Source organism: Prevotella sp. AM23-5 (assembly GCF_003473645.1).
Lineage (GTDB): Bacteria > Bacteroidota > Bacteroidia > Bacteroidales > Bacteroidaceae > Prevotella > Prevotella copri_A.
This window is the reverse complement of record NZ_QUCG01000076.1, coordinates 1-15,267: the sequence shown is the minus strand read 5'-3', so window position 1 is coordinate 15,267 and position 15,267 is coordinate 1. Positions and strand designations below refer to the sequence as shown.

The window sequence follows — 15,267 nt, the reverse complement described above, 5'->3', positions numbered from 1 at the left end:
TAAATTATAGTGTTGCGGAATTAAGGTAGTTTAAAAAATGTTATTTGGTCCAATCATTTAATTCAGCCGATGTTATTCGGCTTACTTATTGAAGTTAGCCAATGTTATTTAATCCTTATTAATTTAAGTTAGCCGCTGCAAAGATATATTAAATTTTAATACGAACTGGTTTTTAATGAAACAAAATTCATTATTTTAAGACTTTTTAAGCAAAAAGTAGAAAAACATTCCAAAAAAAGGCTCACAAGAGAGATTCTTGCGAGCCTTTATGGTCTTCCATTTATAAATAACGTAAAATCTACACTTCTATTTATTTATGCGTCATGATACCTAATTATTTATGCGTCATGATATCAAGCACCATATCATCGGTGGTCTTCATCGCATCGGCACCGATAGAGGTGAGGTTGTGGATACACTTATCCACATCATCATCCACGATACCCTCGGCAGAAGTTACGCACTTACCCTCCATGGAAAGAAGAGCAGAAAGCAAGGCTGTACTCACACCCGATGAAATCTTCAGGGCGCAGCTTGGCTTGGCACCGTCGCAGATCATACCGGTAAGGTTTGCCACCATATTCTTGACTGAGTTGCAGATATGGGTAAAATCACCACCCATCAGATAGGTGATACCGCAACTGCTACCCGTACTGGCTACCACGCAACCGCAGAGAGCTGAGAGCTTACCCAGGCTCTGCTTGATATAGATGGCCGTTAAGTGACTGAGCATCAAGGCACGGATCAGCTCTTCCTCGGTATTCTCGTTTTCCAAGGCATAAACCACCACCGGATTGGTGGCACAGATACCCTGGTTGCCACTGCCACTGTTACTCATCACCGGAATCATGGCTCCACCCATTCGGGCATCACAGGCAGAAGCGGTGCGTGAGAGGATATGCGAGAAAATGTTGTTGCCGAAGATACCACGGCTCAAAGGACGGTCCATCGTCTTACCCAGACAGTGGCCATAGTTGCCCTTGATAGATTCCTCGGCAGCCTTCATATTATATTCCTTGGTCTTGAGGATGAAGCGAATCTCATCGAGCGGAGCGGTGGTTGCGAATTCGTAAACCAAGCGGAGATTCAACTGGATATCGTCATCCTCCACATCAGCCGCAGCTCCACCACGCTTGTCGAAAACCACCTCACCATTGCGCTCTACATACACAAAGTTGGTATGAGAACCGGCAATGATAGCTGTAGCCCTGCCGGTGCCGGCATAGCAGATAACCTCGATATAGAGTTTATCTACATCGCCCTGCTTCAGTTTGATGTTGATGTCAGCATTCTGGATATACTGTTTGCCCAGCTCCAGGGTATCAGGAGTAAGATCCTTGAGAACCTCGAGTTCATACTCTGGCTTTCCGATGAGGGCGCCGAGCGAAACTGCGATAGGCAGACCGATCATACCGGTTCCTGGAATACCCACACCCATCGCATTCTTGAGCATATTGGGACTCAAGCGTACCTCGATGCGCTCCGGACGCTTACCCAGAGTGGTAGCAGCCTTAGCTGTACAGAGAGCCACAGCCATCGGTTCGGTACATCCGATGGCAGGCACAACTTCCTTGTTGACGAGCGCAATGATGCGCTCCCGCTTATTTTTCTCTAACATAATAAGATAGGTATTAATCCTCCAACTGGAACAAAGGATCGTCAGGAGTCAACATGGTTGGCTTCTGGTCGAATTCCTTCAGAAGCTGCTCAGAAGCATACTTCTTGTTTACTACCAGGCGGAACATGTACTCGTTGAACCAATCGTTGGTCATGATGAAGCATCCGCCAAAACCATTGTCAGCACCCCAGCTGTTCTCCACCTTCCACTTCACAGGCTTGCCGGCAGCATCGAGATCTACCGCAGTCAGAGTCATGGCATGGGTAGAACCGCTCTCGAAAGTAGCGATGCGGTCAGCCTTGTTCATTGGGAATGAAGTGTTGAAGAGGCTGGCATAATCGAAGTTGTCGAGTGCCAGATAGCCACGCTTTCTGTCGAGCTGCTTGCCCACATCGTAGCTGGAATACATCTTATGACCATCCTTCAGGGAAGCGATGGCGAGCTGAGCAATCTCCTCCACAGGCAGGTTCAGGTACTTCCAGTTATGACCATCATAGGTATGGCGGTCGTACTCTACCTCGTATGTCTTGTGATAAGGACGACGTGGGTCGTTCATCACCATCAGGAAGGTACCGTTGAGGTCCTTGCCAACAGTCTCCTCATAGAAACTCTTAGGAGTATATTTCTTAGCCTCGCCTACCTGCTTGCCGTCCTTGTCGCGGAATGCATAGGTAAACTCCTTCACCGGCTCACCCAGAGTAAGGCTGAGCATGTGATAAACCTGGGCAAGCATCTCGGTCTTACGAGCCTGGATAGCAGCAGGTTTCTTGCCATGGGCTACCATCTTGCGGAGCTCGAGACCATACTCGCGGAGCTTGCTGCTGATGAGACGGCTCATCTTGGAAGTATTGTTGCTGGAATAAGTCTCTGGCTGAGCGCTCATTGGTACGAGACCGTACTTGCTAGCCAGGTCGGCAACACCGCAGAAAGTACCACCGTCATTGAGCGGATTCTTGAAGAAGAACTGCACCTGAGGATCCTCCAGGCTCTTCTTGCCGAGGTCGATGACACCCTGGAGCATCAGGTTAGCCTTCTCCAGCTGGTCGTAGAAGAAAAGATAGTCCTGAGAGAACTCTACTACTCTACCCTGCTTGTCGTTGACAGCAAAGTTGGAACGGAGTACATTGAAGCCGCTGAACATCCAGCAGCGGCCGGAACTCTTCTGGTTATGGATGCTCTGAGAAGGAGTCTCGATACTGAAATGAGTATCTACCGGAGCCTCATTGGCATGATTCTTCACGAGATCATCGATGTTGTTGCCAGCGATAGCGTTAAACAAAGCCTTGTTGGTCACACCGCCAGTCTGGCTTTTCTCCATCTGCTGGAGCATAGTCTGATTGATGCCGCCATTCTTGGTCTGCGCCATCATCGAGAGGGAAGCCATCATCAAGGCTCCCACAAAGAATAGGTTCTTTTTCATTTATTTAATCTTTATGTTTAGTTACTTATTTACTGGAAAAGCGCAACCGGGGAGAACGAAAGGTTCCCCTCCTTTTGCTGATTCCTTCTTATTTTTTTGCAAAAATACAAAGAATTATCGAAAAAAGCGAAATTCTCCCCATAAAAATGTTATTTTATGAAAAAAAGCATTACCTTTGCACTTATAAAATTATTAAATTATGGACAAAAGTAAGTTTAGTCTGTTAAGCAATATCAAATATCCTAATGATTTGCGCAAACTGAGCATTAATCAGTTGCCAGAGGTATGCAAAGAATTGAGAGAAGACATCATCGACGAAGTGGCTGTAAACCCTGGCCATTTTGCTTCCTCTCTGGGTGTTGTGGAAATCACCGTAGCTTTACACTACGTGTACAATACTCCTGAAGACCGCATCGTCTGGGATGTAGGCCATCAGGCATACGGACATAAGATTCTGACCGGAAGACGTGAGGCATTCTGCACCAACAGAAAGCTCCATGGCATCCGTCCATTCCCAACACCGCTTGAAAGTGAATACGACACCTTCACCTGCGGACATGCCAGCAACTCTATCTCGGCAGCTCTGGGTATGGCGGTGGCAGCACGCGAAACAGGCAACAAAGACCGCCACGTAGTAGCCGTTATCGGCGATGGTGCGATGAGCGGTGGTTTAGCTTTCGAAGGACTCAACAATGTATCAAGTACTCCAAACGATATGCTCATCATCCTCAACGATAATGATATGAGCATCGACCGTGCCGTGGGTGGCATGGAGAAGTATCTCCTCCAGCTCGACACCAACGAGACCTACAACAAGATTCGCTTCAAGGCTTCGCAGTGGCTCCACTCCAAGGGTATTCTCAATGATAACCGCAAGAACGGCATCATCCGGCTGAACAATGCCTTCAAGTCGGTATTAAGCCATCAGCAGAATATCTTCGAAGGAATGAACATCCGATACTTCGGACCATTCGACGGTCATGATGTAAAGGAAGTGGTAAGAATCCTGAAGCAGCTCAGAAGCATGAAAGGCCCTAAGCTGCTCCACCTGCACACCACCAAGGGCAAGGGATACGAACCAGCCGAGAAGTGTGCTACCATCTGGCATGCACCAGGTAAGTTTGACCCGGAAACCGGCGAGAGAATCATTGCCGACAACAGCAACAAGCCTCCTAAGTTCCAGGATGTCTTCGGAAAGACCCTGCTGGAACTTGCCGAGCAGAACCCAAAGATCGTAGGTGTGACGCCAGCCATGCCTACAGGATGCTCTATGAACATCATGATGAAGGCGATGCCAAACCGCACCTTCGACGTAGGTATCGCCGAGGGCCACGCTGTCACCTTCTCGGGGGGTATGGCAAAGGATGGTCTGATTCCTTTCTGCAACATCTACAGTTCGTTTGCACAGCGTGCCTACGACAATATCATCCACGACATGGCACTCCTCAATCTGCCGGTAGTGCTCTGCCTCGACCGTGCCGGACTGGTAGGAGAAGATGGTCCTACCCATCATGGCGCCTTCGACCTGGCAGCCCTGCGCCCTATCCCGCATCTCACCATCGCTTCGCCGATGGATGAGCACGAACTGCGCAACCTGATGTATTCAGCCCAGCTGCCAGACCACGGAAGCTACGTGATCCGTTATCCTCGTGGCTGCGGTGTGCTTGTAGATTGGCGCAACAAGATGGAGGAAATCAAGACCGGTACCGGCAGAAAGCTGAAAGACGGAGAAGATGTAGCCGTGCTCACCCTCGGCCCTATCGGAAACGATGCCATCCACGCCATCGAAGAGGTAGAGAAGGAAACGAAGATGAGCGTTGCTCACTACGATATGCGATTCGTGAAGCCGCTGGATGAAAACATCCTCACCGAGGTGGGCAAGAAGTTCAAGCGCATCGTGACCATAGAAGATGGTGCAAGAATAGGCGGAATGGGAGCTGCCGTTCTCGAATGGATGAGCGACCACGGCTATCAGCCACAGATAACCCGCCTGGGATTGCCAGACGACTTTGTGGAGCATGGCACCGTAGAACAGCTGCGCGAGATTGTACATCTCGACCATGAGAGCATCAAGAATGCCATTATCGGAAAATAGAGCATCGAAATTTAAATATTCATCAATATGAAAATCATCATAGCTGGCGCCTATGCCATCGGTACCCACCTGGCGCGACTCCTGTCGCGCAGCCAGGAGGAGATTACACTCATCGATGAAAGCGAAGAGCGCCTGGCAAGCATCGGCTCCGACTGCGATCTGCTCACCATGATAGGAAAGCCTACCAGTCTGCAGACCCTGAGGGATGCCGGTGTTGAGGATACGGATCTCTTCATCGCGGTCACCCCGGTGGAGAGTACCAATATCACCTCCAGCATCCTTGCCAAGAATCTCGGTGCCAAGCGCACCGTGGCACGTGTGGACAATCCGGAATACATGGAACCGCAGGCACAGGAATTCTTCAAGGAACTCGGTATCAGCAAGCTCATCTATCCGGAGATGCTCGCTGCCGTAGATATCAACAACGGACTCAAGATGAGTTGGGTGCGCCAGCGCTGGGATGTGCACGACGGCGCCCTCGTGATGCTCGGCATCAAGCTGCGTGAGGGATGCGAAATCCTCAACGAGCCGCTCAAGAACATCAGCGGTCCCAACGACCCTTACCACGTGGTAGCCATCAAGCGAGGCAGCGAAACCATCATCCCGGGTGGTAACGATGAGCTGAAGCTCTACGACCTCGCCTACTTCATGACCACCCGCAACTACATTCCCTACATCCGCAAGATTGTGGGAAAGGAGCATTATGTGGATGTGAAGAACGTGATGGTGATGGGTGGCGGACGCACTGCCGTAAGAGCCGTGAAGAAGATGCCGGAATACATGGAGTGCAAGATTATCGAGAAGGATGAGAATCGCTGCGAATATCTCAACGATATCCTCGACGACAATCATATCCTTATCATCCACGGCGATGGCCGCGACATCCCTCTCCTCACTGAGGAAGGAATCAGAAGCACCCAGGCTTTCGTGGCGCTGACGGGAAATGCGGAAACCAATATCCTCGCCTGCCTCACCGCCAAGAGAATGGGTGTGCGCAAGACCGTGGCTGCCGTAGAAAACGTGGATTACGTGAGCATGGCAGAAAGTCTGGATATCGGTACCATCATCAACAAGAAGATGATTGCTGCCAGCTACATCTATCAGATGATGCTCGATGCCGACGTGATGAACGTCAGGTTCCTGATGAGCGCCAACGCCGATGTAGCTGAATTCATCGCCAAGGAAGATTCCAAGGTTACCCAAAAACCGGTAAAAGACCTGGGAATGCCTATCGGTGTTACCATCGGTGGTCTGGTGAGAAACGGCGAAGGAATGCTGGTTTCGGGTAACACCCAGATAGAAGCGGGCGACTCGGTAATGGTATTCTGCCACAACATCAATATGAAGAAAATTGAGAAATATTTCATTTAGTCTCTATATATAATAAGGTATATTCTATATATATAATAAGATATAGACAGATATGATATATATAATAAGGTATAAAGACAAGAGGGAATGATAAACAGCAAGTTGATATACAAGATACTGGGACAGTTGCTTTTCATCGAGGCATTCCTGCTCTTCGTCAGTCTGCTGGTGGCATACTACTACCAGCAGGACGACATCTTCGCTTTCGTGGTAGCTACACTGACCACCATCGGCGGCGGACTCATCCTGAAATGGAGGGGACATGGAGCAGACAATTCGATGTCGCGCCGTGATGCCTACCTCGTGGTATCGCTCTCATGGATCATCTTCAGTCTCTTCGGCACCCTGCCCTTCATGGTCAGCGGTTACATCAATAACTTTACGGATGCCTACTTCGAGACGATGTCGGGATTCACCACCACGGGAGCCACTATCCTGGATGATGTGGAGTGCTTCCCGCACGGATTGCTGTTCTGGCGATCGCTCACCCAGTGGATAGGCGGTTTGGGAATCGTGTTCTTCACCATCGCCCTGTTGCCATCACTTGTAGGAGGACAGACCAAGGTGTTTGCCGCCGAGGCTACGGGTCCAATCAAGACCAAGCTGCATCCCCGACTCTCCACTTCGGCAAAATGGATCTGGAGCATCTATCTGATGCTCACCATCGCCTGCATCGTATCCTACTATGTGGCAGGAATGAATCTCTTCGACAGTTTCAACTATGCGATGACCACTACGGCTACGGGTGGTTTCTCCACCCATAACAGCAGTACCGAGTTCTTCCATTCGCCGGCGCTGGAATACATCTGTGCATTCTTCTGCTTCCTCTCGGGAGTGAACTTCACCCTACTCTATGCGGCAGTCATCAAGTTTAAGATCAAGGATCTGTTCAAGAACTCGGAGTTCAAGTTCTATATGTTCCTCGTCACCGCCTTTACGGCTTTCATCATGGTAGAGCTGATGGCGATGCGCAACTACGATATGGAGCATGCCTTCCGCAGCGCCGTCTTCCAGGTGGTTTCATTCATCACCACCACAGGCTTGTTTAATGACGATGCAGCCCTCTGGCCTCATGTCACCTGGGTGATATTGGCAGCCTGCATGTTCTTCGGAGCCTGCTCGGGCAGTACGAGTGGAGGTTTAAAATGTATCCGCGCCGTGATGCTGGTAAGAATGGTGAAGAATGAATTCCGCCAGATTCTGCATCCTAATGCGGTACTGCCCCTGAAGATTGACGGTGTGAACGTGCCAATGCAGAAGCGGGTTACACTACTCGCCTTCCTCACCACGTATCTCATCATCTGCCTGGTCATCTCCTTCACCATGATAGCCATGGGCATCGACAACACCAATGCCATCACCATCACCCTGAGCTGTGTGGGCAACGTAGGTCCTACGCTGGGTACGGAGATTGGTCCGACGATGTCGTGGAGCGAACTGCCGGATGTGGCAAAATGGTTCTGCTCGCTGATGATGCTCATCGGACGTCTGGAGATATTCAGCGTACTGGTAATCTTCACACCTGCCTTCTGGAGAGAAAACTAGTTTCGCAGGAGGCTGGTATAGGAAATCCTAGACAATAATACATTTTATCAACTAATTCAATAAAGTTATGAAACCATTAAAATTTGAACCGCTATTGAAGTCCACCATCTGGGGTGGAAACAAGATCATCGCCTTCAAGCATCTTGACATCAAGCAGGAGAAAGTTGGCGAGAGTTGGGAAATCTCTGGTGTTCCTGGCAACGAGAGCATCGTAGCCGACGGCGAGATGAAGGGCAAGAAGCTCAATGAGGTTGTTGCAGAATTGAAGGAGAATTTCCTCGGTACAGATAACTATAAGCGTTTCGGAAACGAGTTCCCACTGCTCATCAAGTTTATCGATGCCAATACCGACCTTTCTATCCAGGTACATCCTAATGACGAAATTGCCAAGAAGCAGGGTAAGGAGCGCGGCAAGACCGAGATGTGGTATGCGCTGCCAAGCGAGCCGGATGCCAAGCTTTACAATGGCTTGAAGATGCAGATTACTCCTGAGCAGTACAAGGAGATGGTGGAGAATGATACCATCACCGATGCCCTGGCTCAGTATAACGTGAAGGAGGACGACTGCTTCTTTATCCCAGCCGGCAGAATTCACGCCATCGGAACAGGCTGTTTCGTTGCCGAGATTCAGCAGACCAGCGATGTAACCTATCGTATCTACGACTTCAAGCGCAAGGACAAGGATGGCAACTATCGCCAGCTCCACACCAAGGAGGCTGCCGAGTGCATCGACTACACCGTATTGCCAGACTATCGCCAGAACTACACGCCTGCCAAGAACCAGGGTGTTAGCATGGTGCAGTGCCCTTACTTCACCACAGCCGTTTATGATCTCGATGAGCCAATGACCCTGGATTATTCAGAGTTGGACAGCTTCGTGATTCTGATTGGCTTGAAGGGTGAGGCTAAGATTACCGACAACGAGGGTAACGAGATTACGCTCCAGGGCGGCGAGAGCATCGTAGTTCCTGCCTCTACCCAGACATTGAAGGTAGAAGGAACCTTGAAGTTCCTGGAGACATACGTATAAAAATGAAAAGAAATAAAAAGGCTCGCAAGTTTTATTGCCTTGCGAACCTTTTTATTAAACTATTGAATCTCTGCCAAAACTCAACTTTGAATAATAAAGGAGAAACGAACATGGACAAAGGACAATTTCTATTATATCAAACTCCCGATGGAGAATCAAAGATAGAGGTAAAGTTGCAAGACGATACCGTTTGGTTGTCACTCGACCAAATGGCAGAGCTTTTCCAACGCAACAAATCCACCATTTCCAGACATATTAAGAATGTGTTGGAGGAGGGAGAGTTAGATGAAAATATGGTAGTTGCAAAATTTGCAACTACCACAAAACATGGAGCTATAGAAGGTAAGACACAAAAACATCTTGTATCATATTACAACCTCGACATGATTATCAGCGTAGGCTATCGTGTTCATTCTTATCGCGGTGTACAATTCCGAATTTGGGCAACCAAGGTGCTAAAGGACTATATCGTGAAGGGGTTTGCCTTAAACGACGACTTATTGAAACGTGCAGGCGGCGGCAACTATTTCGATGAACTTCTAGCAAGAATTAGGGACATCCGTTCTAGTGAAAAGGTATTCTATCGCAAAGTTCTGGAAATCTATGCACTCAGTATCGACTATGACCCTCGTGTGGAAATGACCCAAAAGTTCTTCAAGACGGTACAAAACAAAATGCACTATTCTGTACATGGGCATACCGCAGCGGAAATCATCTATGAACGTGTAGATGCCCAAAAAGATTTCATGGGACTCACCACTTGGTCAGGTGCTATGCCTACAAAGCCAGAAGCCGAGATTGCGAAGAATTATCTCACACAAGACGAGATTAAATCGCTGAATCGCATCGTGAGTCTCTATCTTGACTTTGCAGAAATGCAGGCAGAAGAGCATCGCCCAATGTATATGAAGGACTGGATTAACATACTAGACGACTTCCTCCGTATCTCTCGAAAAGACATACTTACCCATGCAGGTAAGATATCTGCAAAGTTGGCAAAGGAAAAGGCTGATACTGAATACGACAAATTCAAAGAACGAACAAAGAATGACCTTTCTCCTGTAGAAATTCACTTCCTAGAAAACTTTGAAAGAGAGCGGAAACGATTGTCCGATGACAGAGATAAAGCAGATAGCTAATACTTATAGCAAAAGAGTGAAGAATTCAATAGGCATTGCACATGAATTCTTCACTCTTCTGTTGGCTTCCTCTCGGTCGCCGATTTTCAATTCTTCACTCTTCACTCAAAAACTTCTCCACGTCCCTCTGAATCTTCTGGAATTCCGGAGAGAACTGATAGAAGGTGTTCTTCTTCATCATCATTTTCACCTTGCCCAGACTGTTCTCATAGCATGCCATCTCTGTTCTTGCCTGTTCGGAATGAACCGCCCTATCACGGATTTCATTCTCCCTGACATTGCGCAGGGTATCGCAGACCGTCTGCACCAAAGGGCAAACCACCAGATCGAAAAGATGATGACCCTGTATATATAAATAGGTGTTATGCTCGTTTACCCCCAGATTATTCAGATACTGGATCATATCCGGCAGCTCATCCTTGAACGTCTTGAAGCGGCGCTCCAGCTGGAAAAGCTTCGCCCTCACCTTCTTGGCTAGATAATTGATAGCCTGCTGAGGGTCCTGGATTCTGACCGATGGCAATACGATGACCTTGTCGAACTCAGCCATATCAAAATGCATCGACATCTTGCGATGACGGATATAGAAGAGAAGATGCCACACGAAGAGCGGCCATATCGTACGGGAATACGCCTCCATGAATCTTTCGAAATCAAAGATATGGGTATCGTTCAGCGTCACCATCACGCAGGTTTCATGCAACCCCTTGGCGTAACACTGGAAATTCTCGATGGCATAAGCGTAGGTATGGAAGATATAAGAATTCTCCAGCATCAGCTGAGAAGCCTCGGTAGTACCCTGCCGCAGAAAATCGTAGTCGGCATCCACACAGGCTATCATATCCTTGCCCACCCCCTTGAGCATATTGCTGATAGCTGCCTTCTTGCCGCGGTCGAGATGGTTGTTGCGGGTAGGAAGCAGGATTTCGAAATAGCGCGTGTCATCCTCGTACTTCCCCAACACCGAACGCCAGAAGAAGACATCATCGTAGCTCTCGACGTAAGCTACGATCTTGCGCCGAGCCTTCTTCGAGGTCATCTTGTTGGCGGCCTCAAAGTAGAGGGAATTGATATTATCGGTTAAACGTTTAGCCATAATACTTCTTTTTCACTTATATTGTGATGTCGCTCACATCCGTCACCCGGTCTGTCCATCCGTCCATCACCACGGCAGGACTGTGGGTGGTCATGATGATCTGGATGTTCGGATTGAGTTTCAGCACCAGACCGATGAGCTGCTTCTGCCATTCGAAGTGAAGGCTGATTTCCGGCTCATCCATAAAGAGGACATAAGATTGGTTGTCCTCCACCAGCACGGTAAGGAGGATGGCGAGAATCTGCTTCTCACCAGCCGAGAGCTGATAAGGCGAGAGCTGCTCACCTATCTGGTTGAAGCGGATTTCGTTGGCAGTACGGATGATGGTCTTGCCGGTATCCTTGAAAAGACCATCTACTATATCCTGGAACATCCTCTTCGGTTCGCTCAGCTGCTGAGCCTTGAAGGCGGCATCCGGTTCGCCGCTCTGAAGCACGGCGATGATACGGTTGCCGATGTTCACCTGATAATCCAGATACTTGCGCTGCAGCTGGAAGAGCTGCCAGTCGAGTTCGGTAACCAGGGTGAGGTCTATCTTGTTGATCATCTCGGCATTCATCAGCGGTCTATCTACCGATCGGATTACATCATATCTAATCCACTTCGCCTCCTCCGGCTCCACCTTCAGATGCACGCCCTTGATCATGTGACTAGGGAATTCGCCGCCAGCCGCCAGACCCTTTACCACCTTATTCAATATAGTACTCTTGCCCACGCCGTTTACACCACTCAGGATATTGACACGGCGGTCGAGGTTCCAAAGAATATGTTTGGTACCGCTCCAGAGAGATTCTATCTCTATCTGTTTGATATAATCAGCATATTTCTGCATAAGATCTTCTCCTATCTTTAATAGTCAAGAACAGAAAAAGACGATTGTCTTAACTTCTTTAACTTATTAACTTCTTTAACTTCTAAAAAACATACCGCAAATATAGCAAAATTCCTCGAATTTTTGTACCTTTGCACCCGATTTTATTCAAAAATAGGAAGTTTTAAATAGAAATAAGGAAAAATGGATAACAAACGACCTCTTATCGCCCACCTGTGCCTCTTCTGTTCCGGCGCATTCTGGGGACTGATGGCTCCCGTAGGCAAGGATGCCATGCTTCACGGCATCGACGGCATCGACCTGGTGAGCTTCCGCGTATTGGGTGGCGCCATTCTCTTCTGGCTCACCTCGCTCTTCACCAAGAAAGAGCATGTTCCAGTAAAAGACATCTTCAAGTTTGCTGCTGCAGGACTCTTCGCCCTCGTGTTCAACCAGTGTTCTTACACCATCGGTCTGAACATGACCTCGCCTAGCAATTCCAGCATTATGACCACCTCGATGCCTATCTTCGCCATGGTTCTCTCCTTCCTGATATTGAAGGAGCCTATCACCTGGAAGAAGGCGCTCGGCGTACTGATGGGATGCGCTGGTGCCGTCATCATCATCATGACAAGTGCCACGGCTGGCAATGCCAAGGTGGGAAACATCTGGGGCGACCTGCTCTGTATGTCGGCGCAGCTTTCCTTCGCCCTCTACCTGTCGCTCTTCAAGAACCTGCTGTCTAAGTATTCGCTCTTCACCATCAACAAGTGGATGTTCCTCTGGGCAACGGTCCTGATATGGCCTTTCACCATCAGTCACGTGATGAGCATCGACTTTGCTCATGTTCCGATGAGCACCTGGTGGGAAACGGGCTACGTGGTTCTCTTCGGTACTTATCTGGGCTACATCTGCATGATGATTGGTCAGAAGACCCTGCGCCCTACCGTGGTGAGTGTATATAATTATGTGCAGCCGCTGGTATCGGTCACCGTGAGTGTCATCGTGGGTCTCGCCGTATTCAAGGGCATGCAGGCGATTGCCGCCATCCTCGTATTCTCAGGCGTATGGCTCGTAGTAAAGAGCAAATCCAAACATGATATCGACAAGCACGACCACAGTCTAGCTTACGAGAAAAGACATGCTTAAAAGAAGTAGGTGTGTCATAAGTCCGCTAGGCGTCCCGGCGGATTTGCAATCCGCCGTAAAAAAGGGTTCGACCTATTAAAACCGGGGGATTTGTAATCCCCCAACAAAAGGGAAAGCACACTCCTTTGCTGCGGATTGCAAATCCGCAGAGCCTAAATAGGTTAGGACATTTTTTGACGCCGGATTGCAAATCCGGCGGGACGCCTAGCGGGCTTGCGTTCTTGAAAAAAAGGAGAAGAAGCTTTGCAGATATTTTAATGTCGATTTATAAAACTGAAACTGTCCCCATCTGAGATAACAAATGAGGACAGTTTTTTTTTGCTATATAAGAAAAGAAGATCAGAAAGAAGATCAGCAACCGAAATAAACCATCAATCCGCCCAATACGATATACAGCAGGGCGTATGGGATTGCCGAGCGGAGAATTTCTCCATCCTTTCCCTCCATATCGCAGGCTGCAGTAGCGATGGCGATGCTCTGCGGACTGATCATCTTGCCACCCGTGGCTCCCGTGGTATTGGCAGCAACCAGCCAGTTCTCCTGGCCGCCCTCCATACCAAAGAAAGTGCTCTGTCCCGTCATACCCAACTGGTTGGCTACATGAGCCTGAAGCTTGGCAAAGAGGATATTCGAAGAGGTATCAGAACCCGTAACGAAGGTTCCGATGGCACCAATCATCGGCGCTACCAAAGGATAGAAGTCGCCCGTCACAGCCACCAGTCCGGAGGCGATGGAAGTAATCATTCCCGAATAGTTCATCACACTTGCCAGGGCTATCAGCGAACAGATGGTCACCACCGTCTTTCGCAGATTCACCGTGGTACGGGCAAGAATCACCATCAATCTCTTGAGGCTCAATCCCTGAACCAATCCACCAATCGTAGCACCCAGGAAGAGCATCAAGCCTGCATTGGAAATCCAGCCAAACTTAAAGGTACTGTCGAGCACAGGCAGATGAACCGCACTCACCAGATGACTCTTGAGGAAAGCATTGACCGGAGGACAGAGTGCGCCGGAGACCAGGATGAATATCAATATAAAGAGGTAAACGCTCCATGCCTTCAGGCTCTCGGCAAGCGTAAAGGTTTCCTTATCCTGCACCTTGCTCTTTCTGGCAAACACCTTGGCGTATGCGATGATGGCAATAATGGCTGCCAGCGAACCGATGATGGCTGGTGTCTCCGAACCAAGATAATAACCGCAGACAAACTGCACTACCACGGAAATCACTCCCACCCAGAGAGCGATGATGAGATTCTTGATAAGATTGTGCTTATCGGTAAGCGTCAGGATGATGAAAGGCAGGATGATAAAGAGAGGTGCCAGCTGGATGATGGCGAAGGCCGAAGTCTCGCAAATCTGTGCCGCCGAAGCCGATCCACTTTCAGCCACCTCGTTACAGAGCGTAGTAACCGGTACACCCACGGCACCAAATCCCGTAGCCACGGTATTACCGATTAAGGATACCAGAGCCGAGAACATCGGCTTGAAGCCGAGTCCGATGAGGATGGCAGCAGGTATCGCCACCGCCGTTCCGAAGCCCGCCATACCTTCGAGCAGTCCGCCGAATCCCCATACGAGGAGCAGCACGAGCAGTCCCTTATCATCGGTAATCGATGTAAACTGCCTCTTGATTACCTCTATCTGTCTGCTTTCCACGAGGATATTATAGCTGTAGATAGCCATCAGGATGATGATGAGAATCGGGAATACCGCCTTCAGGATGCCTTCCACCACCGCCCATCCCGTCAGGGCGATAACGCTGTCCTCCGCATGTTCCGGGGCAATCATGCCTAGCGGCGAAGCAGCGAAGAGAGCGAGCAACACGGTAACTACGAGCGTCAGCAAGGCGCTTTTATGACCTGCCATCTTGAAGCCGAGCATCAGGATGAACAGCAACACGATGGGAATAATAGAAACTATTGATGCCATAAGCCATTCAGTTTTTTAATGTTTTCGATTGCGAAAGTACGTATTTTTTATAAGTGATTGA

At 48.9% G+C, this 15,267-nt stretch carries 11 protein-coding genes; 6 read left to right on the top strand and 5 right to left on the bottom strand.

Features of this window, described 5'->3' with window-relative positions; all coding sequences use genetic code 11:
* Positions 1–334 precede the first annotated feature (334 nt).
* Both DW657_RS14530 and DW657_RS14525 read right to left on the bottom strand, forming a co-directional pair.
* Positions 335–1,618, bottom strand: a complete 1,284-nt coding sequence (locus DW657_RS14530) for a serine dehydratase subunit alpha family protein (RefSeq protein WP_118313172.1) — start codon at positions 1,616–1,618, stop codon at positions 335–337.
* Between the two features lie 13 nt (positions 1,619–1,631).
* On the bottom strand, positions 1,632–3,038 hold the full coding sequence (locus DW657_RS14525; RefSeq protein WP_118313171.1) for an aminopeptidase C: 1,407 nt from the start codon (positions 3,036–3,038) through the stop codon (positions 1,632–1,634).
* Between the two features lie 199 nt (positions 3,039–3,237).
* Between DW657_RS14525 and dxs the strand changes: the two genes are divergently transcribed.
* From dxs to DW657_RS14500, 5 genes are all read left to right on the top strand, one after another.
* Entirely contained in the window at positions 3,238–5,133 is a 1,896-nt protein-coding gene (gene dxs, locus DW657_RS14520) for a 1-deoxy-D-xylulose-5-phosphate synthase (protein ID WP_118313170.1), read from the top strand.
* A gap of 27 nt (positions 5,134–5,160) precedes the next feature.
* A complete protein-coding gene (gene trkA, locus DW657_RS14515) occupies positions 5,161–6,504 on the top strand; it encodes a Trk system potassium transporter TrkA (protein ID WP_118313169.1) in 1,344 nt (447 codons plus the stop codon).
* 87 nt (positions 6,505–6,591) lie between these two features.
* On the top strand, positions 6,592–8,049 hold the full coding sequence (locus tag DW657_RS14510; protein WP_118313168.1) for a TrkH family potassium uptake protein: 1,458 nt from the start codon (positions 6,592–6,594) through the stop codon (positions 8,047–8,049).
* Positions 8,050–8,116: 67 nt separating this feature from the next.
* Positions 8,117–9,079: a type I phosphomannose isomerase catalytic subunit gene (locus DW657_RS14505; protein ID WP_118313167.1), complete on the top strand. Its 963-nt coding sequence runs from the start codon at positions 8,117–8,119 to the stop codon at positions 9,077–9,079.
* Positions 9,080–9,189: 110 nt separating this feature from the next.
* The gene (locus DW657_RS14500; protein ID WP_118313173.1) at positions 9,190–10,218 is read left to right on the top strand and encodes a virulence RhuM family protein; all 1,029 of its coding nucleotides are present in this window, start codon (positions 9,190–9,192) and stop codon (positions 10,216–10,218) included.
* A gap of 94 nt (positions 10,219–10,312) precedes the next feature.
* On the opposite strand, the gene DW657_RS14495 is transcribed toward DW657_RS14500, so the two are convergent.
* A complete protein-coding gene (locus tag DW657_RS14495; protein ID WP_118313166.1) occupies positions 10,313–11,314 on the bottom strand; it encodes a DUF4435 domain-containing protein in 1,002 nt (333 codons plus the stop codon).
* 16 nt (positions 11,315–11,330) lie between these two features.
* Complete coding sequence (locus DW657_RS14490; protein ID WP_118313165.1) at positions 11,331–12,146, bottom strand: AAA family ATPase; 816 nt, start codon at positions 12,144–12,146, stop codon at positions 11,331–11,333.
* 183 nt (positions 12,147–12,329) lie between these two features.
* On the opposite strand from DW657_RS14490, the gene DW657_RS14485 reads away from it, so the two are divergent.
* Positions 12,330–13,274, top strand: coding sequence for a DMT family transporter (locus tag DW657_RS14485; RefSeq protein ID WP_089543768.1), 945 nt, complete (start codon positions 12,330–12,332; stop codon positions 13,272–13,274).
* 351 nt (positions 13,275–13,625) lie between these two features.
* On the opposite strand, the gene DW657_RS14480 is transcribed toward DW657_RS14485, so the two are convergent.
* On the bottom strand, positions 13,626–15,206 hold the full coding sequence (locus DW657_RS14480; protein ID WP_118313164.1) for an L-lactate permease: 1,581 nt from the start codon (positions 15,204–15,206) through the stop codon (positions 13,626–13,628).
* Between the last annotated feature and the right edge of the window lie 61 nt (positions 15,207–15,267).

Bases quoted from the DNA above. Each gene is read 5' to 3' on its own strand.
- DW657_RS14480 (WP_118313164.1), bottom strand. From the start codon at position 15,206: ATGGCATCAATAGTTTCTATTATTCCCATCGTGTTGCTGTTCATCCTG.
- DW657_RS14490 (WP_118313165.1), bottom strand. From the start codon at position 12,146: ATGCAGAAATATGCTGATTATATCAAACAGATAGAGATAGAATCTCTC.
- dxs (WP_118313170.1), top strand. From the start codon at position 3,238: ATGGACAAAAGTAAGTTTAGTCTGTTAAGCAATATCAAATATCCTAAT.
- trkA (WP_118313169.1), top strand. From the start codon at position 5,161: ATGAAAATCATCATAGCTGGCGCCTATGCCATCGGTACCCACCTGGCG.
- DW657_RS14505 (WP_118313167.1), top strand. From the start codon at position 8,117: ATGAAACCATTAAAATTTGAACCGCTATTGAAGTCCACCATCTGGGGT.
- DW657_RS14510 (WP_118313168.1), top strand. From the start codon at position 6,592: ATGATAAACAGCAAGTTGATATACAAGATACTGGGACAGTTGCTTTTC.
- DW657_RS14495 (WP_118313166.1), bottom strand. From the start codon at position 11,314: ATGGCTAAACGTTTAACCGATAATATCAATTCCCTCTACTTTGAGGCC.
- DW657_RS14530 (WP_118313172.1), bottom strand. From the start codon at position 1,618: ATGTTAGAGAAAAATAAGCGGGAGCGCATCATTGCGCTCGTCAACAAG.
- DW657_RS14485 (WP_089543768.1), top strand. From the start codon at position 12,330: ATGGATAACAAACGACCTCTTATCGCCCACCTGTGCCTCTTCTGTTCC.
- DW657_RS14500 (WP_118313173.1), top strand. From the start codon at position 9,190: ATGGACAAAGGACAATTTCTATTATATCAAACTCCCGATGGAGAATCA.
- DW657_RS14525 (WP_118313171.1), bottom strand. From the start codon at position 3,038: ATGAAAAAGAACCTATTCTTTGTGGGAGCCTTGATGATGGCTTCCCTC.